We start from the raw sequence: 24,568 nt of genomic DNA, 5'->3' as shown, positions 1-24,568 counted from the left end.
TTTCGGGCGCATGCTGCCATGCGGCGGCGAGTCGCGCCCACTTCACATTACTTCCGGCGATGCCACCAGCCTAAAAACAGACCTGTCGCAATCCCGACCAGCGTTGGTGCCGCCAGATCGTGCCAGATAGTAATGCTCAACTCTGTGAGCGTCATATTGCCGCCTTTGTTGCAATGGCAACGGTTCGCGGCTATCCTCAACTTGTCTAGGGTCAAGTTAGCCCCCGTAATGTTGCCGGTGAATACCGAACAATGTGCGGGGGTTTTCTCTTTCCAGCGACAAGGCCACCGGGGATCAAGCCCCCGCAACATTGCGCCTCACCGGGTTGCCCCGGCTTACCGCTGATTCTACTCTGCTCGCCAGTATCGGCAGGACTTAAAAACAAAAAAATCCCAACCTTGCGATCGGGATTCCAGTGACAATGTATGCGTTACAGGACGTTTGGGGCTGGCGACAAACTCCGGGGCTGAAAAAATGTCGGATTGCATCCGATCTACGAAAACCAATAGTTCATTTATATTGCGGATTCCGTTGGGTGGAGCGAAGCGTAACCTAACATTCAACAGCACCAACAACTTTGTCAGCAGCCTGCTTATTTCTTTTTGTTCATCATCGCTTTCAGATCGGCAAACGGGTTATAAGTCGCCTCGCCGACATCTTTTTGCGCATCTTCCCCGGCAATGACCGTCGAACCGTACTGATCGGCTTCGGTATATTTAGAATGCTCATGATCGTGGCAGTAGAGGCACAATAGCTCCCAGTTGCTGCCGTCTTCCGGATTATTGGTGTGGTCATGATCGATATGATGCACCGTCAGCTCACGCAGATTTGAATACACAAACTCACGGGAACAACGTCCGCATACCCACGGAAACAGCTTCAGCGCTTTTTCACGATAGCCGCTTTCCAGGCGCGCATAGTTTTTGGGGATGATAGCCATAATCAACAGGTACCTGAATAATACAAAGGGTTATGCGCAGTTTCCCGCGAAGCCGGGCTTTTAGCAATGATTCTGTGCAACTTATATATCCAGGTAAGGAAGGCTATTTCAGGCAAACTGATGACCAATCAACCCGTTTTACAAGCGTTGGAGTTATCGCTATCACATCTTACGGCATTTTTTCGTGCTCAACTTTACGCAAAAAATCACGCAAAGAACGGTCGATTGTTTCACGAAATCGCCGGTTAAGCGGAGTAATTTGTAAACAGCGATCGAGGCGAAAACACCGATAGTCTTCCCGTCTCTCACACCAGGCAACCAGTAGCCAGTGCTCTCCCCAGAAAAACAATCCCAGAGGTTGTATATCCCGCGAAGAGAGATGCCCCGCTTCATCACGATAATGTAGCGCCAACACCTGCTGCGCCGAAACGGCCTGATGGATAAGATCAAACGCGCTGCGCGAATGTGGAGATGTACCCAAATCCGGAGCGTAAATCCGTGTCTGCTCCGCTTTACGACGGCTCTCTTCCGGTAAAATAGCCAACACTTTTTCCTGGGCGGATTCAAGCTCGCGCGATAGCGAATCGCCGCCCCAGGTTTTCAATAACCGTATAGCCACCATCAGTGCTTCCGATTCACGATGGGTAAGCATCAAGGGCGGCAGATCAAAACCCGCCATTAAACGGTATCCGCTCCCCGCTTCACCTTCGACAGGCACACCGGATAACGACAGATCGCGAATATCGCGATAAATCGTCCGTTCAGAAACCGCAAGCCGCTGTGCCAACAGCGCTGCCGTCGTCAGTCGTCTACCCCGCAAAATTTGCACGATCTGAAACAAACGGTCAGCGCGTCTGGTCATATTGACTCTCTACATTTAGCAAATATCACGCAGGTTGATGTAAACCTATTCGGTTACCTTCGCTGTCAATAAACAACGCGATGGTTCCAATGTCATCTCCGGGAACCATGGGTTCCAGAACACACTTGCCACCAGCAAGGACGACACGTTCAATCGAGGCTAACAAATCGGCGGTATGCAGATAAATAACGACTCCCTGCGCAACTGGAGCGACATCATCCTGCTTTATCAGCGCTCCGCCGGGTCCGGGTTCAGCATACGGGAATACGGCCAGGTCCGCCCCATCCATGGTTTCCCGACGTAACGATATCTGCATCACTTGCTCATAAAAGGCGATTGCACGCGCCATATCAGTAACTGGAATTTCAAACCAGTTAATCAAGTTTTTCATACATCCTCCTGCGTGTGTGGATTAATTCATGAGGAGTGTATGACAGGGCTCCTGACAGCATACTGTCAGTAATGTTTATCGTCATGGTACATAAAAAAAATCCCGATCGTATGACCGGGATTCAGATAACACTTAAATACGTGTTTACGGCAGAATGGACGGCTGATCCGCCCCTTCTTTTTCGACTTTCTGCTGCAGCATATGCTCGCGCTTCATACCGAGTTTCAGCGCCAGCGCCGATGCGACATAGATAGAAGATGCCGTACCAATAGAGACACCGATCAGCATCGTCAGCGAGAAGCCTTCCAGTACCGGACCGCCGAAGAGGTACAGCATCAGAATTACCACTAACGTCGTACCGGAGGTAATCAACGTACGGTGTAGCGTCTGGGTCAGCGACACGTTAAAGATTTCGTAAGGCGTCCCGCGACGGATTTTGCGGAAGTTTTCACGAATACGGTCGGAGACCACGATACTGTCGTTCAGCGAGTAACCGATCACCGACATCAACGATGCCACAATGGTCAGGTCAATCTCGATATGGAAAAGCGACAGTATCCCCAGCGTAATGATCACGTCGTGCGCCAGCGCGATGACCACCCCTGCCGCCAGTCGCCACTCAAAGCGGAAACCGACATAAACGAGGATAGAGATCAACGCCACCAGCAGCGCCATAGCGCCGGTTTGCGCCAGATCGGCGCCCACGCTTGGCCCCACGAATTCAATACGCTTCACGGCCGCGTTCTGGTTGGTGGCTTCATTAATGATCGTCACCACTTTGCTACCCAGTACCTGACCGCCGGTTTCACCTTCGGTTGGCGGCATACGCACCATAATGTCGTGACTGCTGCCAAAGTTCTTCAACTGCGGCTCTTCATAGCCCGCTTTTTGCAGCGCTTCGCGCATCACGTCCATTTCAGCCGGTTTTTCCAGCGTGATTTCAATTACCGTACCACCGGTGAAATCCAGCCCCCAGTTAAACCCGCGTACGCCCATAATGACAATGGCCGCGATCAGCAACAGCCCGGAGATGCCGAATGCCCAGAAGTCCCAGCGCATAAAGTCATAGACTTTACGGCCGTGGTTTAGTTGTTCAACAGTGTATTCCTGTGCCACATCGCACTCCTCAGATTGACAGCTTAGTGACGCGCTTGCCGCCATATAGCAGGTTTACGATAGCACGCGTACCGATAATCGCGGTAAACATCGACGTCGCCACACCGATACCGGTCGTAATCGCGAACCCTTTAATTGCCCCGGTACCAACGGCATACAGAATGATGACTTTAATCAGCGTCGTGATGTTCGCATCGAAGATGGAACTGAACGCGCCGGCATAGCCTTCGTTTATCGCCTGCTGTACCGTGCGGCCATTACTCAACTCTTCTTTGATACGTTCGTTAATCAGAACGTTGGCGTCGACCGCCACCGCAAGGGTTAACACGATACCCGCAATCCCCGGCATACTGAGCGTTGCCCCCGGCAACAGCGACATGATACCGACAATCAACACCAGGTTAGCCACTAACGCGCTGGTCGCAATCAGACCAAACTTCTTATAGAAGAAGATCATGAACAGGATGGAGACCACCAGACCGGCCAGACAGGCTTCCAGGCCCTGCTTGATGTTCTGCATACCCAGAGTCGGGCCAATGGTGCGCTCTTCAACGATCTGAATCGGCGCAATCAGGGCGCCCGCACGCAACAACAACGAGAGCTGACGCGCTTCGTTCGGGTTGCTGATACCAGTAATACGGAAGCTGTTACCCAGCCGGGACTGGATGTTGGCAATGTTAATCACTTCTTCCTGTTTCACCAGTACGGCGCGACCGTTAGCGTCTTTCTTACCGCTGTCTTTATACTCCACAAACAGGGTCGCCATCGGTTTGCCGATATTGTCCTTAGTGAAGTTAGACATGATATTGCCGCCTGCGCTATCCAGCGAGATGTTAACCTGCGGTTGGTTATATTCATCCTGGCTGGACGTCGAGTCGGTGATATGGTCGCCGGTGAGGATCACGCGTTTGTACAATACCACCGGCTGACCTTCGCGGGTCTGTTTCACTTCGGAATCACCCGGTACGCGCCCGGCAGCAGCGGCGGCCTGGTCAACGTTGGTATTCACCAGACGGAATTCCAGCGTCGCGGTCGCGCCGAGAATTTCTTTCGCGCGAGCGGTATCCTGGATACCCGGCAGCTCAACCACAATACGGTCTGCGCCCTGGCGTTGTACGACAGGCTCCGCGACGCCCAGTTGGTTAACACGGTTACGCAGAATATTAATGTTCTGCTGAACGGCGTATTCACGCGCTTCGCTCAGGCGCGCATCGGTCATTACCGCGCGAAGTTGATTGCCGCTCTGGCTGGAAATCACCAGGTCACGATGACGCGGCGTCAGATAGGCGATCGCCTCATCACGCGCTTTGCTGTCACGGAACGTGATGCTCAACCCATAATTATTTTCTTTACGAACGGTGGTATAAGGAATGCCTTTTTCACGCAGATCGCTGCGCAGGCTATCGATATTTTGTTCCTGGAGTTTACCTAACGCGGTATCCATATCCACTTCCATCAGGAAGTGAACGCCGCCGCGCAGATCAAGACCGAGCTTCATCGGATCGGCGTGAATAGCCGCCAACCAGCGCGGCGTAGCCGGCGCAAGGTTAAGCGCCACGACATATTTATCCCCCAGCACGCTCATCAGCGCTTCACGGGCGCGTAGCTGGGTATCGGTGGTGTCGAAGCGCGCAAGAATAGCGCCCTCTTCCAGTGCCACAGACTTAGCGGGAATTTTTTCTTCTTGTAACGTTTTCTGGACCTGGATCAGCGTTTGCTCACTGGCGGCGACGCCGCGCACGCCAGTGATTTGAACAGCCGGATCCTCACCATACAGGTTGGGAAGTGCGTAAAGCAGGCCGACGATAATCACGACGACCAGCATGATGTACTTCCACAAAGGATAACGGTTTAACACGGCAGTTCCCTTTGGGAAAACGAAATATTACAGCGCCTTCATGGTGCCTTTCGGCAGAACGGCAGCTACGAAGTCACGTTTGATAACCACTTCCGTGGTGTCATTCAGCGCGATGGCAATGTAGCCGGCTTCCGCTACTTTGGTCACTCGACCGACCAGACCGCCATTCGTCAGAACTTCATCACCTTTCGCAATGGAGTCCATCAGCTTTTTGTGCTCTTTGGTGCGCTTCTGCTGCGGGCGCAGGATCATGAAATAGAAAATCAGACCAAACACCACCAGCATTAAAATCAGAGACATCGGGCTGCCCTGCGCTGGAGCACCTGTTGCCGCTACCGCATCAGAAATAAAAAAGCTCATTCAAATTCCCTCATTATTAAAATTAATCAACGTTCAAAGGTGGAACGGGTCGCCCCTGACGTTGGTAAAACTCGGTTACGAAGCTCTCTAATTTACCCTCTTCAATAGCCTTGCGTAAACCCGCCATCAAACGCTGGTAGTAACGCAAGTTATGAATGGTATTGAGACGCGCACCTAATATTTCGTTGCAACGGTCGAGATGATGCAAGTAAGCGCGTGAATAATTGCGACAGGTGTAGCAATCGCACTCGGCGTCAAGCGGGCTGGTGTCGCTTTTATGCTTTGCATTACGAATCTTCACCACGCCGTCGGTCACAAACAGATGACCATTACGGGCATTTCGCGTTGGCATGACACAGTCAAACATATCAATACCGCGACGCACCCCTTCCACCAGATCTTCCGGTTTACCCACGCCCATCAGGTAACGCGGTTTGTCAGCCGGGATCTGCGGGCAAACGTGCTCCAGAATGCGGTGCATATCTGCTTTCGGCTCACCGACAGCCAAACCGCCGACAGCGTAGCCATCAAAGCCAATCTCTACCAGACCTTTCACCGAGATATCGCGTAAATCTTCGTAAACGCTGCCCTGAATGATGCCAAAAAGCGCATTCTTATTGCCAAGGCTATCAAAACGGTCGCGGCTACGCTTCGCCCAACGCAACGACATCTCCATCGAGCGTTTCGCATAGTCCCAGTCTGCCGGGTACGGCGTACATTCATCAAAGATCATCACGATATCGGAACCGAGATCGTACTGGATCTCCATCGACTTTTCCGGATCGAGGAAAATCGGATCACCGTTGATCGGGTTACGGAAGTGCACGCCTTGCTCGGTAATCTTACGAATATCGCCGAGGCTGAAGACCTGGAAGCCGCCGGAATCGGTGAGAATCGGCCCTTTCCACTGCATAAAATCGTGCAGATCGCCATGCAGCTTCATGATCTCCTGACCCGGGCGCAGCCACAGGTGGAAAGTGTTGCCGAGAATAATCTGCGCGCCGGTCGCTTCCACTTCTTCCGGCGTCATGCCTTTCACGGTACCGTAAGTACCCACAGGCATAAAAGCAGGCGTTTCCACTATGCCACGATCAAACACCAGACGACCGCGACGCGCGCGACCATCGGTGGTATCTAACTCAAATTTCATTATCACTCCTGCGTCAGAAAAACAGTCCGACGTTTAACGACTCGCTACGGAATGATTCCATAGCTAATAAATTCCCGAAGGCGTCATCGGCGCAGCCAGTTTGGGGTCGACCAGCGCACAGCCACCGGAGCGTACACGCAGTACGTGAGGATGGCGAGCACTGCCCGGCGTCAAAATGGCAAGTGAGATAGCCTTCTTACGGACGCTCAGAAATAGCCTGCGGATTGTACGTGATAAACATCGCGTCCCCGTAGCTAAAAAAGCGATATTTTTGTTCTACCGCAGTCTTATAGGCATTCATGGTGTGTTGATAACCGGCAAATGCGGAAACCAGCATAATCAACGTCGATTCCGGCAGATGAAAGTTGGTGATCAGCGCATCAATCACTTTGTATTGATAACCTGGATAAATAAAGATTTGCGTATCGCCGAAGAACGGCTCTATCAAATCGTTTTTTGCCGCCTGTGCCGCGCTCTCCAGTGAGCGTACCGAGGTGGTGCCGACAGCGATAACCCGGTTGCCACGCGCTTTCGCCGCCAGCACCGCGTCGACCACCTCCTGCGGCACCTCAGCATATTCGGAGTGCATGATGTGATCTTCAATGGTATCGACACGCACTGGCTGGAAAGTGCCCGCGCCTACGTGTAGCGTAACAAACGCCATTTCGATACCTTTCTCACGAAGCGCCGCCAGCAGCGGCTCATCAAAGTGCAGCCCCGCGGTCGGCGCGGCGACGGCGCCCGGTTTTTCACTGTAGACCGTCTGGTACAGTTCGCGGTCGGCGTCCTCGTCCGGGCGGTCGATGTACGGCGGCAACGGCATATGGCCGATGGCGTTAAGAATATCCAGCACCGGACGCGGGTCATTAAACTCAACTTCAAACAGAGCGCCGTGACGCGCGGTCATGGTCGCGTGGATACTTTCGTCGTCGCCCAGTAGCAGTTCCGTGCCCGGTTTTGGCGCTTTAGAAGCGCGAATATGCGCCAGGATGCGTTTATCATCGAGCATACGTTCGACCAGCACTTCTATCTTGCCGCCGCTGGCTTTACGGCCAAAGAGCCGCGCCGGGATCACGCGGGTATTATTGAAGACCAGCAAATCGCCAGGGTTGAGCTTATCGAGCAGATCGGTGAAAGTACCGTGCGTCAGCGCGCCCGTCGGCCCCTCTAATGACAGCAAACGGCAGCGACTGCGTTCCGGCTGTGGGTAGTGGGCAATCAGGGATTCGGGTAGTTCAAAGGAAAAATCGGTAACGCGCATGACTCTGACTCAGACTAAAATAAGAGGCGGGTAGTCTAGTGCCGGGGCGTTCCCGCTGCAACCGTTACCCGCTTTTTGGACAGAGAATCAATAATGAATTTTCTTGCTCACCTGCATCTGGCGCACCTTGCCGACAGCTCGCTTTCCGGTAATCTTCTGGCCGATTTTGTCCGCGGTAACCCGGCAACGCATTATCCTCCTGACGTGGTAGAGGGTATTTATATGCATCGGCGTATTGACGTCATGACCGACAACCTGCCGGAAGTTCGTGAGGCGCGAGAGTGGTTCCGCCATGAAACGCGGCGCGTGGCGCCCATTACGCTGGACGTCATGTGGGATCATTTTTTATCGCGCCACTGGACGCAAATCTCCCCTGATTTTCCACTTCAGGCGTTTGTCGCCTACGCCCATGCGCAGGTCGCGACGATTCTGCCCGACTCCCCGCCGCGCTTTGTCAACCTGAATGATTATCTTTGGTCAGAAAAATGGTTAGAGCGGTATCGCGATATGGATTTCATTCAAAACGTGCTGAATGGCATGGCGAATCGCCGTCCCCGGCTGGATGCCTTGCGTGATTCCTGGTACGATCTGGACGCGCACTACGACGCGTTAGAAGAGCGCTTCTGGCATTTTTATCCGCGTATGATGGCACAGGCCGCCCGCAAAGCGCTGTGACGGCCTGATAGCGAGGGCGTGCGTCAGATCCGCCGTTGGCAGAAAGATCGTTCGCTGTCATAAAAGGGTCATCATTACGATTTATAATGACCTGATCGATAGTCAAAAGCTGTCTCATTGATTGTCAAGACCGCATTGTTTTGTCGCTTCGCCCTCCCTATACTGCCCGCGTTGCGTTCTAAAACCCTTAATATTGCAGGAGAATTATTATGGTACTGGTTACTCGTCAGGCCCCGGATTTCACCGCTGCGGCGGTACTGGGTAGCGGTGAGATTGTTGATAAATTCAACTTCAAACAGCATACCAATGGTAAAACGACCGTTCTGTTCTTCTGGCCGATGGACTTCACTTTTGTTTGCCCGTCTGAGCTGATCGCCTTTGATAAACGTTATGAAGAATTCCAGAAGCGCGGCGTTGAAGTGGTCGGCGTTTCTTTCGACTCTGAGTTCGTTCACAACGCATGGCGTAACACCCCTGTCGATAAAGGCGGCATTGGCCCGGTGAAATACGCAATGGTCGCCGACGTGAAGCGTGAAATTCAGAAAGCTTACGGTATCGAACACCCGGACGAAGGCGTTGCGCTGCGCGGCTCTTTCCTGATTGACGCTAACGGTATTGTTCGCCACCAGGTCGTAAACGATCTGCCGCTGGGTCGTAACATCGACGAAATGCTGCGTATGGTCGACGCTCTGCAGTTCCACGAAGAGCACGGCGATGTCTGCCCGGCGCAGTGGGAAAAAGGCAAAGAAGGCATGAACGCCTCTCCGGACGGCGTGGCTAAATACCTGGCTGAGAACATTTCCAGCCTGTAAGTCAGTGCATTGATAAAAGGCTCGCGAATGCGAGCCTTTTTTATGCGTGAGGTGTTACGAACCACCTCGCCTCAACGATTCATCCATACGGTCGCGGAAATCGCGGGTAAACTAAGTCTTCCCTCGCGGATGTCACCGCTTCCCGTTTTACATTGCCATCCGACCACGTTCAGCAACGGCAACGCTTCCAGCGCCACTTCACAGGCCTCGCCCCGGTTAATCGCCACCAGCGCCCGCTGCTGCTGATAAACTCGCACGAATACCACTACGTCACCTTCGGCATACAGCGCCTGGCATCCGCCACGACGCAGCGCCAGACTGCTCTGGCGCAGTTTCGCCATACGCTGGTACAGCGCCAGCAAGTTGCCGTCCTGCTTGCGTTCATCCCATGGGAACGGTTTGCGGCACATGGGGTCATTTGCGCCGTCCACGCCGACTTCATCGCCGTAATAAATACATGGCACGCCGGGCCAGGTAAACAGCCAGACCACCGCCAGCGGCAGGCGCGCCGCGTCTTTACCCAGCAGAGTTTTAAAGCGCGCAGTATCATGGCTGTCGAGTTGATTAAACATGCGCAGTTGTTGCTGATGTGACAGCCCGGCGCGGTAGTTATCCATCCACGCGATACAGGTCCGGGCATCAATATGCTGTGGTTCGTAAGCGATATCAGTATTGGCGAGAAATCCCCATAGCGGGAAGGTGAAGCCGCGATAATTCATGGCGGCATCTTCCGCATCGGCCTGTAGCCACTGCCGCGCATCGCCGAAATGTTCCCCCACAATATAGGCTTCGGGCTGCGCCTCTTTTGCCGCCCGGGTAATACCGGCGACGTGCTGCAAATTATGACGCGCCCCGCCCGCCTCGCCCAACATATGTACGACATCCAGCCGCCAGCCGTCCATATTCCACGGTGCCTTTAGCCAGTGACGAACGATACTGTCCTCACCGCGATAGATCTCATCCACCAGCGTTTCTGATTGATAATCGAGTTTCGGCAGGCTCGGATAACCCAGCCAGTCCAGCGCCACGCCTTGTGGTGAAAAGGAGTACCAGTCGCGCCACGGCGAGTCCGGGTGATGGCACGCGCCGCCAGTGCTGCGGTTATGCCTGTCAAACCACGCATGCGAGTCGCCACTATGATTAAACACGCCATCCAGCACCAGCCTCATGCCCTGCGCCTGGGTTTCACGCCGCAGGCGTAGCAGCGCCCGATCGCCGCCAAATTGCGGATCGACATGGCGATAATCTTCCGTATCGTACTTATGGACGCTCGGCGCGGTAAATACCGGATTCAGATATAGCGCTGTGACGCCCAGTTTTTTCAGATACGGCAGCTTCTCACAAATGCCATTCAGACAGCCGCCGTAAAAGGTGGAACCGCCCGCCTGGGGGGTGAGCGGTTCATCCCACTCTTTACGCACGATGTCGTGACCGGCAGCATGGTGGTAATACACCTTATCCTGCCCAGCTTCACGAGACTGGCTGCGGGCAAAACGATCCGGGAAGATCTGATAAAAAATTTGATCGGCGACCCACTGCGGGCCGCTATCCGGCACATCAACCGCAAATTGTTCCAGACGCGCAGGCGGAAAACGGCTAAATCCCTGTGGCGTAAACCAAAGCTGGCGGTCATGCCAAAGCAATTTAAAGCTGTAACGGCGACGGGGTTGCCCTAACGCGATATTGAGCGTCGCTCGCCACGCCGTCACGCCCGGCTGCGGCTGGCGGCGCTGTTTGCGCATCGCCAGTGAGATTTCTTCATTATCGAATTCTGAGCGCAACGTCACGCGAGACGGCGGATTTTCTCCGCTCAGCCACAGCGTAATGGTTAATTTATCTTTATGTTGCTTCACAAATGGGGCAACCGGTAAGTGCCAGGCATTCAACATCTCGTATCCCCTCTACTGAAAATGGGGCCACCTTGCCACAGAGATTTAAAGGATAACTCATCATCCAGGGGTTTATTAGGGGAGGAGACTCCAGGAGGAGAAACGGCTCCGCTTATCCGGCCTACCATTGTCTGCAGACCGGATAAGGCAGAGAAAAACGACTACGCCTGCGCCAATTGACGGTCGCGACGGCGTTTAAACATCCAGCCAATCAACAGCAGAACTATCCAGGCGAAGCCCACATACAGTGAGATGCGGGTATCCGGATGGTAGCCGATAAGCGCAATAATGAAGACCAGGAAAATCAGACCCGCTATCGTCGTTACGACACCGCCCGGCACCTTAAACTTCAGCGCTTTTACCTCTTCCGGCGGTAAACGACGGCGGAAGGCGATTTGTGACAGCAGGATCATGATCCATACCCATACCGTCGCAAACGTCGCCAGCGAGGCAATCACCAGGAAGACGTTTTCCGGCATGATGTAGTTCAGGTAAACCGCAAACAGCAGCGCAATCGTCATCACCAGCACAGTAACCCACGGAATACCACGGCGTGACGTTTTGGCAAAGACTTTCGGCGCGCTCCCCTGCTCCGCCATACCATGCAGCATACGGCCTACGCCAAACACATCGGAGTTGATAGCGGAAAGCGAGGCGGTCAATACCACAAAGTTCAGAATGCTGGCGGCAAAGGTAATCCCCATATGCTGGAACGTCAGCACAAATGGGCTGCCGTTTGTGCCGACCTGATTCCACGGATAGATAGACATAATGACGAACAGCGTGCCGACATAAAATACCAGGATACGCATCGGTACTGAGTTAATGGCGCGCGGAATGGATTTCTCCGGGTCTTTCGCTTCCCCGGCGGTGATACCGATAATCTCAATCCCGCCGTAAGCGAACATCACCATTTGCAGCGACATGATCATTCCCAGCCAGCCATTGCTGAAGAAGCCGCCGTTGCTCCACAGGTTATGAATGCCGGTCGGCTGCCCGCCGTTGCCAATTCCCCACACAATGATGCCGATACCCGCGACAATCATGATAATAATGGTGGCGACTTTGAAGAAGGAGAACCAAAACTCCAGCTCGCCGAACACCTTGACGCTCATCAGGTTGATGGCGCAAATGATCAGCACCACGCTAAGTACCCAAATCCAGTGCGGCACGGCGGGGAACCAGACTCCCATGTAAATGCCGAACGCGGTCACGTCGGCAATGGCGACGATCAGGATCTCAAAACAGTAGGTCCAGCCGGTAATGTAGCCCGCAAGCGGGCCGAGGTTTTCCTGCGCATAGCGCGAAAATGAGCTGGCGGCAGGGTTGTGAACGGACATTTCCCCCAATGCGCGCATAATGATATATGCCGCGACCCCGCCAATAATATAGGCCAACAGCACGCTCGGCCCCGCCATTTTGATGGCGTCCGCCGAGCCGTAAAACAGGCCGGTGCCGATTGCCGAACCTAATGCCATAAAGCGAATGTGCCGGGTGCTCAGCCCACGCTTTAGCTTATTATTGCTTTCCATCAATTTCTGACCTATCAACACAATAAAAAACCACGGGGCGTTAAGCCCCGTGGTGTACACATATGTCAGCGATTTTAGTGAGCGCTGGAGGTCACCTGCCGACCCGCCGCGCGATCCCAGATAATCGCCAGGATCACCATCACCACCGTTGGCATCAACCACGCCAGTCCCTGTTCCGCCAGCGGCAAACGCTGACTCCAGGCTGGCAGCATATCGCCAAAGGCAGATGCTTTGATGCCGTCAAGGATACCAAAAAGCAGACTGATAAACATGGCCGGCGCGATGATGCGGGTGGAATTATGCCACCATGAGCGGGTAAAACTTAATACAACCAGTGCGATACACGGCGGATAGATAGCCGTCAGCACCGGAATGGAAATTTGAATCAGATGGCTCAGTCCGAGGTTTGACACCACCATAGAGAAGCCGCCGAGAATAAAGACCAGCGTGCGGTAAGACAGCGGAATATACTGCGCGAAAAACTCAGCGCAGGCGCAGGTCAGCCCCACCGCCGTCACCAGACACGCGATAAAGATCAGCGCCGCCAGCAGGAAGCTTCCCGCGCCGCCAAAGGTATGCTGAACGTAGGCATGAAGAATCGCCGCGCCGTTCGCTGACTGATCGACCAGCGTCGCGCTATCAGAACCTAAGCGGAACAAGGCAAGGTAAAGCAGCGTCAGCCCCACGCCCGCCATCAGGCCGGCCCAGACCGTGTAACGCGTCAACAGGCGCGCTTCGGTCACGCCGCGAGAACGCGCCGCGTTCACAATAACGATACCAAACACCATCGCGCCCAGCGTATCCATCGTCAGATAGCCGTTCACAAATCCGTTAGAAAAGGCCGCATTCTGATAAGCGTCCAGGGCGTTGCTGATTGGACCGGCAGGCCAAACGATAGCCGCGACGGAAAGGATGACCAGCGCAATAATTTTCAACGGCGCCAGGAAATTCCCTACCGAATCCAGCAGCTTACCCGGATAGAGGGAAACCAGAATAACGATAGCGAAATAGACCACGCTGTAAATCAGCAACGGCATTGCAGAATCGCCGGTCAACGGAGCGATACCGACCTCAAACGACACCGTCGCGGTACGCGGCGTCGCAAATAACGGCCCGACGGCCAGATAGCAAACGGTCGCCAGCAGGAGTCCCGCCACTTTGCCAATCGGCGTACTGAGGCTGTCTACGCCGCCGCCGACTTTCGCCAGCGCCACAACAGTAAGAACCGGTAGCCCTACGGCGGTAATCAGAAAGCCAATAGCGGCTGTCCAGACGTGTTCACCCGCCTGCAAACCGACCATAGGAGGAAAGATAATATTGCCTGCGCCAACGAACAGCGCAAATGTCATAAAGCCCAGGGCGATGATATCACGCGATTTTAACTGATGGGTCATAAAGTCTTACTGCCTGTGGATGGTGATGTTGTAAACATTAAAATTTTTGCCTTTCCCGGAGGATTATAAAGCGGCGTTTTTTATCAATTTCAGCGGGAAAAGCTCCCGGACCGATGCGGCGAAGAATTGTTTTTCGATTTACCGCGCAAATGCAGTCGTAATGACAGCACCTGAAGCGCAATTTAAACGCTTATAACGTTTTAAAGCAAGGTGGGATCTAAAAACCAGATGAATATAGCGATATGAAATTTACAACCAGAATAAAACACCATTCTCATGAAAAAGTTATGGCTAATCATGCGAACAAAAAATCACCAAACGTTGAATGTTTCAACGAGCCCGTCTTAACTGCAAAGAAAATAAGCCAGCATCCGCTGGCTTATGGAAAGTTATACTTACGAAAGGCAATTAATCGCTATTTTTGGCAATTAAACGTTCCGGCAGCACAAAGCTAAATCGCGTTCCTTTGCCAGGCGAACTGTCGATTTGAAGGCGGCTTTCATGGTGATTCAACGCATGTTTCACAATCGCCAATCCCAGGCCGCTGCCGCCCGTTTGCCGCGAACGCGCTTTATCGACGCGGTAGAAGCGTTCGGTCAGACGAGGAATATGCTCGGCAGCAATCCCCGGACCGTTATCTTGAATGCAAAATTCAGCGCCATGCGCGGCACGTCGCCAGCTCACCGTAATATGCGTTCCCGCCGGCGTATGGTTTACCGCGTTATACACCAGGTTTGAGATCGCGCTACGTAGCTGCTCTTCATTGCCCAGAACGCTAAGACTATCGTCGACCTCAAACGTAAAGGTATGTTTCTGCTGGCTGAGCGTCTGCGCTTCACGCTCCACGACCCGCAGCATCATCGGTACATCCACTTTTTCATTTAATAACAGCGCCGGGGCCGCCTCAATTTTAGACAGCGTAAGCAGTTGTTTTACTAGCCCTTCCATACGATACGTTTGCTCGCGCATCGTATGCAGCGCTTTCTCTCGCGTCGCCCCTTCCAGCGCCTGTTCCTGCATCATTTCCAGATAGCCTTGCAATACCGTCAAGGGCGTACGCAACTCATGGCTAACGTTGGCGAAAAAGTTACGTCTGGCGCCTTCAAGCTGATGCATTTGCATCACATCGCGCGCCACCATCAGGAGTTGTTTATCGGTATAAGGCATGACGCGGATCTCCAGATGCCGCCCGGTATTGAGCACCAAATGAAGCGGACGGGTGAAATCACGCGTTTTTAAATACTGGGTAAACTCCGGATAACGCAGTAGATTGAGAATATTCTGCCCGTTGTCATCCGGCCAGCGTAGCCCCAGTATCTGTTGCGCCAAACCGTTACACCAAAAAATGCCGCCCTCTTCTGTGGTCAGTACCACGGCATCAGGCAGCGACTCCGCGCCGCTGCGAAAACGTTTAATCAGGTTCCCCAGCTCGCGGCGACGCTTCTTATTTCGCAACTGCATCTGGTGTAAACCGTATAACAGCGGTTCCCAACTTCCCCGCCCCGGCGGCGGCGTCATACTTCTGTCGACCCAAAGCCACCAGGAGAGGCGTAACAAATTCCAGAAATGCCAGACAAGCAGTCCCGTCACCGCCGCCAGTAAAAACCACGGCAGATAACCAAAAAAAGCGCTAAGGATAAGCGCGGGGATGCAACAGAGCACCAGCTCCAGCACCAGCCTTTTCCATGACAGCCGTTCCAGCACGCGTCATACTCCCTCAAGAATGGAAAGCCTTCTCCGCCAGAAACCTGTGTTCTACTGGCGGAAAAGGCATTAAAAGCGGGTCGAAAAACGATACCCTGTCCCGCGTACCGTTTGCACCATCCGGTCGTGGCCGCTGTGCTCCAGCGCCTTACGCAAACGGCGAATATGCACGTCGACCGTCCGGTCTTCAACGTACACATTGGTGCCCCAGACATGATTGAGTAGCTGTTCGCGGCTGTAAACCCGTTCCGGGTGCGTCATAAAGAAATGGAGTAATTTAAATTCGGTCGGCCCCATATCCAGCGGGCTGTCGCCGGTCATCACGCGGTGAGAGCCAGGATCAAGGCTCAGTCCCTGCATCTCGATCACCTCTTCGACCGCCATCGGCGAGATGCGCCGCATAACGGCTTTAATGCGCGCCACCAACTCCTTGGGGGAAAACGGCTTGGTAATGTAATCGTCAGCGCCGGTTTCCAGCCCGCGCACACGATCTTCTTCCTCACCTCTCGCGGTCAGCATAACCACCGGAATATCCCGGGTCATGGCCTCACGTTTGAGATGTTTAATAAACTGTAACCCTGACCCGCCGGGCAACATCCAGTCAAGAAGGATGAGATCCGGCCAGGGTTCATTAAGTTTATTCACCGCACTGTCATAATCTTCGGCTTCTACGGGCTGAAAGCCATTTTGTTCGAGCACGAAGCACACCATTTCACGGATCGGCGCCTCATCTTCTACGACCAGAATACGTCTCGCCATAATTTGCCCTGTTAGTCGTTAGTTATCAATGCCGCGCCATTATGCGTCAGATTTATGACAGATTTATGAAAAAAAAGGCGGCATTGACAGCATGTTGATGATTTATGACACCGGTGAAACCGTGCATTACCGTGTACCGGCAGTAAATTGCGCCCAAAAATGGAGGGGATGACGTGTATAATCCCGTTCACGCTTTTTTTGCATGGAACAATTATGCGCATCCTCCACACCTCTGACTGGCATCTGGGACAAAATTTCTACAGTAAAAGCCGCGCCGCGGAGCATCAGGCTTTTCTGGACTGGCTGCTGGAGACCGCGCAGGCCCATCAGGTGGATGCCATTATTGTCGCTGGCGATATTTTTGATACCGGTTCGCCTCCAAGCTATGCCCGAGAACTTTATAACCGTTTCGTCGTTAATTTACAGCAAACGGGCTGTCATCTGGTGGTGCTGGCCGGTAATCATGATTCCGTCGCCACGCTAAACGAATCGCGCGACATTCTGGCGTTTCTCAATACAACCGTGATCGCCAGCGCGGGCTATGCGCCGCGGCTACTTCATCGTCGCGACGGTTCTCCGGGCGCCGTACTGTGCCCCATTCCCTTTTTGCGCCCGCGCGACATTCTTACCAGTCAGGCGGGATTATCCGGCAGCGAGAAACAGCAGCAACTTCTTCATGCGATTGCCGATTATTATCAACAGCAGTATCGGGAAGCGTGCCTGCTACGCGGCGAACGAAAGCTGCCGGTTATCGCGACGGGGCATTTAACCACCGTCGGCGCCAGCAAAAGCGATGCGGTTCGCGACATTTATATCGGTACGCTGGATGCCTTTCCGGCGCAGCATTTCCCCCCAGCGGATTATATCGCATTAGGACACATTCACCGCGCGCAATGTGTCGGCGGCACGGAGCATATCCGCTATTGCGGCTCGCCCATCGCCCTCAGCTTTGATGAGTGCGGCAAAAGCAAATGCGTGCATCTGGTGACCTTCGACCAGGGGAAATGGCAAAGCACCGAAAGTCTGGCTGTCCCCGTGACTCAACCGTTGGCGGTTTTAAAAGGCGACCTGGCATCAATTACCGAACAGCTTGAGCAGTGGCGCGGCGTTGAGCAATCGCCCCCCGTCTGGCTGGATATTGAAATCACAACCGATGACTATCTGCACGATATCCAACGCAGAATACAGACATTAACGGAGTCACTCCCCGTAGAGGTATTACTGGTGCGCCGTAGCCGCGAACAGCGCGAGCGCTCGCTGGCGAACGAGCGGCGGGAAACATTAAGCGAGCTTAGCGTGGAAGAGGTTTTTGCGCGGCGTCTGGCGCTGGAAGCGTTAGATCCCCCGCAGCGCGAGCGCCTGAATCAGCTCTTTTCCAGCACGCTCTACGCGTTGAATGAGGAGCATGAGGCATGAAAATTCTCAGTTTGCGTCTGAAAAACCTGAACTCGCTGAAAGGAGAATGGAAGGTCGATTTTACCGCCGAACCGTTTGCCAGTAACGGGTTATTCGCCATTACCGGCCCGACCGGCGCGGGAAAAACCACCTTGCTTGACGCCATCTGCCTGGCGCTGTACCACGAAACGCCGCGCCTGAATACGGTATCGCAGTCGCAAAACGATTTGATGACGCGCGATACGGCGGAATGTCTGGCCGAAGTGGAGTTTGAGGTAAAAGGCGAAGCCTGGCGCGCGTTCTGGAGCCAGAACCGAGCCCGAAATCAGCCTGACGGCAATCTCCAGGCCCCACGCGTAGAGCTGGCGCGGTGTTCAGACGGAAAGATCTTTGCCGATAAGGTAAAGGATAAACTGGAGATGATCGCCACGTTGACCGGGCTGGACTACGGGCGCTTCACCCGTTCGATGTTGTTATCACAGGGGCAGTTCGCCGCCTTTCTTAACGCCAAAGCGAAAGAGCGCGCAGAGCTTCTGGAGGAGCTCACCGGCACTGAGATTTACGGGCAGATCTCCGCACAGGTATTTGAAAAACATAAATCAGCCCGTCTCGAACTGGAAAAGTTACAAGCGCAGGCCAGCGGCGTCGCCCTATTGGCGGACGAACAGTTACAGCAACTGGAAGCCAGTTTGCAGGCGCTTACTGACGAAGAGAAACGCCTGCTGGCCGACCAGCAGGTACAGCAGCAGCACCTTCACTGGCTGACCCGAAAAAACGAGCTCCACACTGAATTACACGCCCGGCAGCAGGCGCTGTACGCAGCGCAAGAGGCGCGAGAAAAAGCGCAGCCGCAGCTCGCGGCGCTGACTCTGGCGCAACCTGCTCGCCAGTTGCGTCCGCATTGGGAGCGCATTCAGGAACAAACCCGCGCCGTTGAGCGTGTTCGCCAGCACAGTGATGAAGTGAATGCTCGCTTACAAAGCGCGTATCGCCTGCGCCAGCGTATCCGCGCCTGCGCGCATCGACAATTCACGCAACTGAACGCCACAGGGCAGCGGTTGAAGACATGGCTGGCGGAACACGACGGCATCCGCGTCTGGCGCAGCGAACTGGCGGGGTGGCGAGCATTATTAACACAACAATCCCACGATCGGGCGCAACTGAGCCAATGGCAACAGCAGTTGCTGAGCGATACGCGTCAGCGTGATGCGCTACCGCCGCTCACGCTCGACCTCACGCCACAGGCGCTGGCGGAAGCCAGAGCATTGCATACCCGGCAGCGTCCGCTACGCCATCGTCTCGCCGCGCTTCAGGGGCAAATTCTCCCGAAACAAAAGCGTCAGGCGCAGCTACAGGCAGCTATCGCGCGTCATCATCAGGAGCAGGCGCAATACACCCAACGTCTGGCGGATAAGCGTTTGAGTTATAAGACTAAAGCGCAGGAGCTTGCGGACGTTCGCACTATTTGCGAGCAGGAGGCGCGCATCAAAGATCTGGAAAGCCAGCGGGCGCACTTACAGTCCGGCCAGCCGTGTCCGCTTTGCGGCTCGACGACGCACCCCGCCATCGCCGCCTATCAGGCGCTGGAACTGAGCGCGAATCAAACCCGCCGCGACGCGCTGGAAAAAGAGGTCAAAACGCTGGCGGAAGAAGGCGCGGCGCTGCGAGGACAGTTAGATGCCTTAACGCAACAATTACAGCGGGATGAAAGCGAGGCGCAGTCGTTGTTGCAGGAGGAGCAAGCGCTTACTGAGGAATGGCAAACGCTGTGCGCTACGCTGGGCGTTCAGCTCCAGCCGCAAGAAGACCTCGCGGGCTGGCTGACCGCCGCGGAAGAGCATGAGCAACAGTTGGATCAGCTCAGCCAGCGTCATGCTCTACAAACGCAAATCGCGGCGCATACTGAACAGGTAGCGCGCTTTACCGCGCAGATTGCGCAGCGTCAGGCGTCGCTGACGGCTGATTTGGCGCAGTATACGCTTTCCCTTCCTGCGCCAGAAGACGAGGCTTCGTGGCTGAATGAGCGCGCCGACGAAGCGAAAATATGGCAACAGCGTCAGACAGAGTTCGCGGATTTGCAAACGCAGATCGACAGGCTTGCCCCGTTGCTGGAGACGCTACCGCAAACGGATACCGCGGATTCCGACGACGACGTGCCGCTGGATAACTGGCGGCAGGCGCATGATGAGTGCGTGTCATTACAAAGCCAGTTGCAAACCCTGCAGGAACAGACGACGCAGGAGCAGCAGCGCGCCGCCGAGGCGATAGCGCACTTTGATGCGGCGTTAAAAAATAGCCCGTTTGACAGCCAGGCAACGTTCCTGGCGGCGTTGCTGGATGAAGAGACCGTGACCCGTCTGGAAAAACAACAACAAACGCTGGAAAGTCAGCTACAACAAGCGAAGGCGTTAAGCGCGCAGTCCGCGCAGGCGCTGGCTGACCATCAGCAACAGCCGCCCGCTGGTCTGGACCCAACGTGTACGGCGGAGCAGCTCGCGCAGCGGCTGACGCAGTTGGCGCAACAACTGCGCGAAAACACGACACGCCAGGGGGAAATCCGCCAGCAAATTAAACAGGATGCAGATAATCGGCAGCGCCAACGCGCGCTGATGGCGGAAATGAAGCAAGCCTCTCAGCAAGTGGAAGACTGGGGCTATCTCAATGCGCTGATCGGCTCTAAAGAAGGTGATAAGTTCCGCAAATTCGCCCAGGGACTGACGCTGGATAATCTGGTCTGGCTGGCGAATCATCAGCTCACCCGCCTGCATGGCCGCTATTTATTGCAGCGCAAAGCCAGCGACGCGCTGGAACTGGAGGTTGTCGATACCTGGCAGGCCGACGCCGTGCGCGATACGCGAACGTTATCAGGCGGCGAAAGCTTCCTGGTCAGCCTGGCGCTGGCGCTGGCGTTATCAGATTTGGTCAGCCATAAAACGCGCATTGATTCTTTGTTCCTCGACGAAGGCTTCGGCACGCTTGATAGCGAAACGCTGGACGCCGCGCTGGATGCGCTCGACGCGCTGAATGCCAGCGGGAAGACCATCGGTGTGATTAGCCACGTGGAAGCCATGAAAGAACGTATCCCTGTGCAGATAAAAGTGAAAAAAATCAATGGGCTTGGTTATAGCAAACTGGACAAAGCGTTTGCTGTGGAGTAACGCGAGTGTCATCCTGCGCACAGCATACCGTCATGACATAGCATAATAATGAATACACAAAGACGGATAAGGAATGGTATTACCTCGCGCTTATCCGCAAGCTATACGTTGATTGGCTGTGACAATTCACAGCCACAGCGCGCAACATGCGCCTTTATTTTCGGCAGGTGGTATGAAAAAAGTTATTTTTTCTTTGGCGCTGGGTACGTTCGGACTGGGGATGGCCGAGTTTGGCATTATGGGCGTGCTGACGGAGCTGGCACGCGATGTCGGGATAACGATTCCCGCCGCCGGGCATATGATCTCGTTTTACGCCTTCGGCGTCGTGCTGGGCGCGCCTGTTATGGCGCTCTTTTCCAGCCGCTTTTCGCTTAAACATATACTGCTGTTTCTGGTCATGCTGTGCGTGATGGGCAATGCCATATTTACCTTTTCCTCGTCATATCTGATGCTCGCCGTCGGCAGACTGGTTTCCGGCTTTCCGCACGGCGCCTTTTTTGGCGTCGGCGCCATTGTCCTGTCAAAGATTATCCGCCCCGGGAAAGTCACCGCCGCCGTCGCGGGTATGGTTTCAGGGATGACGGTGGCGAATCTGGTGGGCATTCCGTTCGGCACTTACCTGAGCCAGGAATTTAGCTGGCGCTACACCTTTTTATTGATCGCGGTTTTCAACATCGCCGTGCTCACCGCAATTTTCTTCTGGGTGCCGGATATCCGTGACAAAGCCCAAGGCAGCCTGCGCGAACAGTTTCACTTCTTGCGTAGCCCCGCGCCGTGGCTCATTTTCGCCGCCACGATGTTCGGCAATGCGGGCGTTTTTGCCTGGTTCAGCTATATCAAGCCATTTATGATGTACATCTCCGGTTTTTCGGAGACGAGCATGACGTTTATTATGATGCTGGTCGGGCTGGGGATGGTGTTAGGCAATCTGTTAAGCGGCAAACTCTCCGGCAGATATACTCCGCTGCGCATCGCGGTAGTGACTGACCTCGTTATCGTGCTCTCTCTCATGGCGCTCTTTTTCTTCAGCGGATACAAAACGGCATCGCTGACTTTCGCGTTTATCTGCTGTGCTGGTCTGTTTGCGCTCTCTGCGCCACTGCAAATCCTGCTGCTGCAAAACGCCAAAGGCGGCGAACTGCTGGGCGCGGCGGGAGGGCAAATCGCGTTTAATCTCGGTAGCGCGATTGGCGCCTGGTGCGGCGGGCTGATGCTGACGCTAGGTTTTGCGTACCACTATGTGGCGCTTCCCGCCGCCCTGCTCTCGTTTTCCGCCATGTCGTCGTTGCTGGTATACGGACGTCTAAAACACAAGCAGCCATCGGTCACGCCGGTTGCCGGATGACGCGCCATCCGGCTAACAACGTTACGCCAGCGGCCACAGCCAGGCCGCGCCGCGCACGCCGCTCGAATCGCCATGCCGCGCCTTACGTACCGGCGTCTCGCACTCGCCGCCAAAAACAAACGATTTCATCAGCGACGGAACCGTTTTGTACAGGCGCTCAATATTGCTCATACCGCCGCCCAGCACAATGACATCCGGATCCAGAATATTCACGACATGAGATAATGCCTTCGCCAGCCGTAGCTCATAACGGCTTATCGCCAGTTCCGCCACGGCGTCCTGCGCGTCGACCAGACGAATAATCTCATCGCCTTTTAGCGTTTTACCGCTCAAACGCTGGTAATCCGTGGCGAATCCCGTACCGGAAATAAAGGTTTCGATACAGCCTTGTTTACCGCAATAACAGGGAATTTCTTCGCGGTAACGCAACTCATCGTCATCCATCCACGGCAACGGATTGTGGCCCCATTCGCCTGCCGTACCGTTGCCGCCGATGTGCGCCCGGCCATTTAGCGCTACGCCCGCGCCGCACCCGGTACCGATAATCACCGCAAATACCGTTTGCGCCCCCGCCGCCGCGCCATCTACCGCCTCTGATACCGCCAGGCAATTGGCATCGTTGGCTAACCGCACTTCACGCTTCAGACGACGGCTCACATCGCTATCGAACGGCTGGCCGTTAAGCCACGTAGAGTTAGCGTTTTTCACCACGCCGGTGTAAGGCGAGAGAGAACCGGGAATGCCAATGCCAACGCTACCGGTCTGGCCGGTCGCCTGTTCCGCCATGTCGACCAGCGTAGCGATGGTTTCTATCGTTTGCTGATAATCCTCCCGCGGCGTAGGCAGACGATGGCGAAACCGCTGCTCTCCTGCATCATCAAGCGCAATGACTTCCGTTTTTGTGCCGCCTAAATCGATACCAATACGCACATACCGCTCCTCATTTTTTGGGAATATCAACAGGGTAGAATTCACCGTTCTGATTGGCAATGCAAGCCTGCCGACAATTCGTTACTATACCGCCTGGATTTAACGACAAGGCCGTGGAAATTATCATGCTGTGGTTCAAAAATTTAATGGTTTACCGTCTTAGCCGCGATATTACATTACGCGCCGAAGAGATGGAGAAACAGCTCGCCTCAATGACGTTTACCCCATGCGGTAGCCAGGATATGGCCAAAATGGGCTGGGTTCCGCCGATGGGCTCTCACAGCGATGCGTTAACGCACACCGCCAATGGCCAGATTATTATTTGCGCGCGCAAAGAAGAGAAAATCCTGCCATCGCCAGTGATCAAACAGGCTCTGGAGGCGAAAATCCAGAAACTGGAAGCCGATCAGGGACGCAAGCTGAAGAAGACGGAAAAAGATTCCCTGAAGGATGAAGTGTTGCATTCGTTGCTGCCGCGCGCGTTTAGCCGCTTCAGTCAGACAATGATGTGGATTGATACCGTTAACGGCCTGATTATGGTTGACTGCGCCAGCGCGAAAAAAGCGGAAGATACTTTGGCGCTACTGCGTAAAAGTCTTGGCTCGCTGCCGGTCGTCCCGCTGGCGCTGGAAAATCCGATTGAGCTGACGCTCACCGAGTGGGTGCGCTCCGGTACGGTCGCTCAGGGTTTCCAGTTGCTGGACGAAGCCGAATTGAAAGCGATGCTGGAAGATGGCGGCGTGATCCGCGCGAAAAAGCAGGATCTGGTCAGCGACGAGATCGCCGTTCATATTGAAGCGGGTAAAGTGGTCACGAAGCTGGCGCTCGACTGGCAGCAGCGCATTCAATTCGTCATGTGCGATGACGGCTCCATTAAGCGTCTGAAATTCTGCGATGAGCTGCGCGACCAGAACGAAGATATCGACCGGGAAGATTTTGCCCAACGTTTTGACGCGGACTTTATCCTGATGACCGGCGAGCTGGCGGCGCTGATTCAAAGCCTGGTGGAAGGATTAGGCGGCGAAGCGCAGCGCTAA

Annotated in this window: 21 protein-coding genes; 6 read left to right on the top strand and 15 right to left on the bottom strand. The window is 54.5% G+C overall.

Annotation, left to right across the window (positions count from 1 at the left end; genetic code table 11):
- Window positions 1-47 precede the first annotated feature (47 nt).
- The 9 genes from N7E69_RS14035 to queA all read right to left on the bottom strand — a co-directional run bounded on the left by N7E69_RS14035 (window position 48) and on the right by queA (window position 7,938).
- Entirely contained in the window at window positions 48-155 is a 108-nt protein-coding gene (locus N7E69_RS14035; RefSeq protein WP_000176312.1) for a type I toxin-antitoxin system toxin Ldr family protein, read from the bottom strand.
- A gap of 437 nt (window positions 156-592) precedes the next feature.
- Entirely contained in the window at window positions 593-940 is a 348-nt protein-coding gene (gene yajD, locus N7E69_RS14030; protein ID WP_000974818.1) for an HNH nuclease YajD, read from the bottom strand.
- Window positions 941-1,109: 169 nt separating this feature from the next.
- Window positions 1,110-1,802: a helix-turn-helix transcriptional regulator gene (locus N7E69_RS14025; protein WP_000198318.1), complete on the bottom strand. Its 693-nt coding sequence runs from the start codon at window positions 1,800-1,802 to the stop codon at window positions 1,110-1,112.
- Between the two features lie 25 nt (window positions 1,803-1,827).
- The gene (locus N7E69_RS14020; protein ID WP_000793035.1) at window positions 1,828-2,193 is read right to left on the bottom strand and encodes a VOC family protein; all 366 of its coding nucleotides are present in this window, start codon (window positions 2,191-2,193) and stop codon (window positions 1,828-1,830) included.
- Window positions 2,194-2,337: 144 nt separating this feature from the next.
- Window positions 2,338-3,309, bottom strand: coding sequence for a protein translocase subunit SecF (secF, locus tag N7E69_RS14015; protein WP_039507835.1), 972 nt, complete (start codon window positions 3,307-3,309; stop codon window positions 2,338-2,340).
- 10 nt (window positions 3,310-3,319) lie between these two features.
- The gene (gene secD / locus N7E69_RS14010; RefSeq protein WP_000934811.1) at window positions 3,320-5,167 is read right to left on the bottom strand and encodes a protein translocase subunit SecD; all 1,848 of its coding nucleotides are present in this window, start codon (window positions 5,165-5,167) and stop codon (window positions 3,320-3,322) included.
- 27 nt (window positions 5,168-5,194) lie between these two features.
- Window positions 5,195-5,527, bottom strand: coding sequence for a preprotein translocase subunit YajC (yajC, locus tag N7E69_RS14005; RefSeq protein ID WP_000007628.1), 333 nt, complete (start codon window positions 5,525-5,527; stop codon window positions 5,195-5,197).
- Between the two features lie 22 nt (window positions 5,528-5,549).
- Complete coding sequence (gene tgt / locus N7E69_RS14000; protein WP_000667302.1) at window positions 5,550-6,677, bottom strand: tRNA guanosine(34) transglycosylase Tgt; 1,128 nt, start codon at window positions 6,675-6,677, stop codon at window positions 5,550-5,552.
- Window positions 6,678-6,873: 196 nt separating this feature from the next.
- On the bottom strand, window positions 6,874-7,938 hold the full coding sequence (gene queA / locus N7E69_RS13995) for a tRNA preQ1(34) S-adenosylmethionine ribosyltransferase-isomerase QueA (protein WP_001266522.1): 1,065 nt from the start codon (window positions 7,936-7,938) through the stop codon (window positions 6,874-6,876).
- A gap of 93 nt (window positions 7,939-8,031) precedes the next feature.
- Between queA and acpH the strand changes: the two genes are divergently transcribed.
- Entirely contained in the window at window positions 8,032-8,613 is a 582-nt protein-coding gene (gene acpH / locus N7E69_RS13990; RefSeq protein ID WP_001009855.1) for an ACP phosphodiesterase, read from the top strand.
- A gap of 209 nt (window positions 8,614-8,822) precedes the next feature.
- The gene (locus N7E69_RS13985) at window positions 8,823-9,425 is read left to right on the top strand and encodes a peroxiredoxin (RefSeq protein ID WP_000244731.1); all 603 of its coding nucleotides are present in this window, start codon (window positions 8,823-8,825) and stop codon (window positions 9,423-9,425) included.
- A gap of 71 nt (window positions 9,426-9,496) precedes the next feature.
- Here N7E69_RS13985 and malZ read toward each other — a convergent pair whose 3' ends face one another.
- From malZ to phoB, 5 genes are all read right to left on the bottom strand, one after another.
- Window positions 9,497-11,314 carry a maltodextrin glucosidase gene (gene malZ, locus N7E69_RS13980; RefSeq protein WP_000930694.1) on the bottom strand — a complete coding sequence of 606 codons (1,818 nt, stop codon included), beginning with the start codon at window positions 11,312-11,314 and terminating at the stop codon, window positions 9,497-9,499.
- 161 nt (window positions 11,315-11,475) lie between these two features.
- Window positions 11,476-12,846, bottom strand: coding sequence for a proline-specific permease ProY (proY, locus tag N7E69_RS13975; RefSeq protein WP_001537837.1), 1,371 nt, complete (start codon window positions 12,844-12,846; stop codon window positions 11,476-11,478).
- 74 nt (window positions 12,847-12,920) lie between these two features.
- Window positions 12,921-14,240, bottom strand: a complete 1,320-nt coding sequence (gene brnQ, locus N7E69_RS13970; RefSeq protein ID WP_000149619.1) for a branched-chain amino acid transporter carrier protein BrnQ — start codon at window positions 14,238-14,240, stop codon at window positions 12,921-12,923.
- A gap of 408 nt (window positions 14,241-14,648) precedes the next feature.
- Window positions 14,649-15,944, bottom strand: a complete 1,296-nt coding sequence (phoR, locus tag N7E69_RS13965; protein WP_000893636.1) for a phosphate regulon sensor histidine kinase PhoR — start codon at window positions 15,942-15,944, stop codon at window positions 14,649-14,651.
- A 69-nt stretch (window positions 15,945-16,013) separates the two neighbouring features.
- Window positions 16,014-16,703 carry a phosphate response regulator transcription factor PhoB gene (gene phoB / locus N7E69_RS13960; RefSeq protein WP_000113921.1) on the bottom strand — a complete coding sequence of 230 codons (690 nt, stop codon included), beginning with the start codon at window positions 16,701-16,703 and terminating at the stop codon, window positions 16,014-16,016.
- A 213-nt stretch (window positions 16,704-16,916) separates the two neighbouring features.
- Here phoB and sbcD point away from each other — a divergent pair, with 213 nt between their 5' ends.
- From sbcD to araJ, 3 genes are all read left to right on the top strand, one after another.
- Complete coding sequence (sbcD, locus tag N7E69_RS13955) at window positions 16,917-18,119, top strand: exonuclease subunit SbcD (RefSeq protein ID WP_001221264.1); 1,203 nt, start codon at window positions 16,917-16,919, stop codon at window positions 18,117-18,119.
- Window positions 18,116-21,256 (top strand): exonuclease subunit SbcC, encoded by a 3,141-nt coding sequence (gene sbcC / locus N7E69_RS13950; RefSeq protein WP_001573932.1) that lies wholly within the window; start codon window positions 18,116-18,118, stop codon window positions 21,254-21,256. Before sbcD ends, sbcC begins: the two co-directional genes overlap by 4 nt.
- A gap of 172 nt (window positions 21,257-21,428) precedes the next feature.
- On the top strand, window positions 21,429-22,601 hold the full coding sequence (gene araJ, locus N7E69_RS13945) for an MFS transporter AraJ (RefSeq protein WP_000755619.1): 1,173 nt from the start codon (window positions 21,429-21,431) through the stop codon (window positions 22,599-22,601).
- Between the two features lie 21 nt (window positions 22,602-22,622).
- On the opposite strand, the gene mak is transcribed toward araJ, so the two are convergent.
- A complete protein-coding gene (gene mak / locus N7E69_RS13940) occupies window positions 22,623-23,531 on the bottom strand; it encodes a fructokinase (protein ID WP_001219271.1) in 909 nt (302 codons plus the stop codon).
- Between the two features lie 125 nt (window positions 23,532-23,656).
- Here mak and rdgC point away from each other — a divergent pair, with 125 nt between their 5' ends.
- Entirely contained in the window at window positions 23,657-24,568 is a 912-nt protein-coding gene (rdgC, locus tag N7E69_RS13935) for a recombination-associated protein RdgC (protein ID WP_000964305.1), read from the top strand.

Origin of the sequence: Salmonella sp. 3C (assembly GCF_025426275.1) — a bacterium.
Classification (GTDB): Bacteria; Pseudomonadota; Gammaproteobacteria; order Enterobacterales; family Enterobacteriaceae; genus Salmonella; species Salmonella enterica.
The sequence above is the reverse complement of the archived record's forward strand: the minus strand, read 5'-3'. Positions and strand labels throughout refer to the sequence as shown.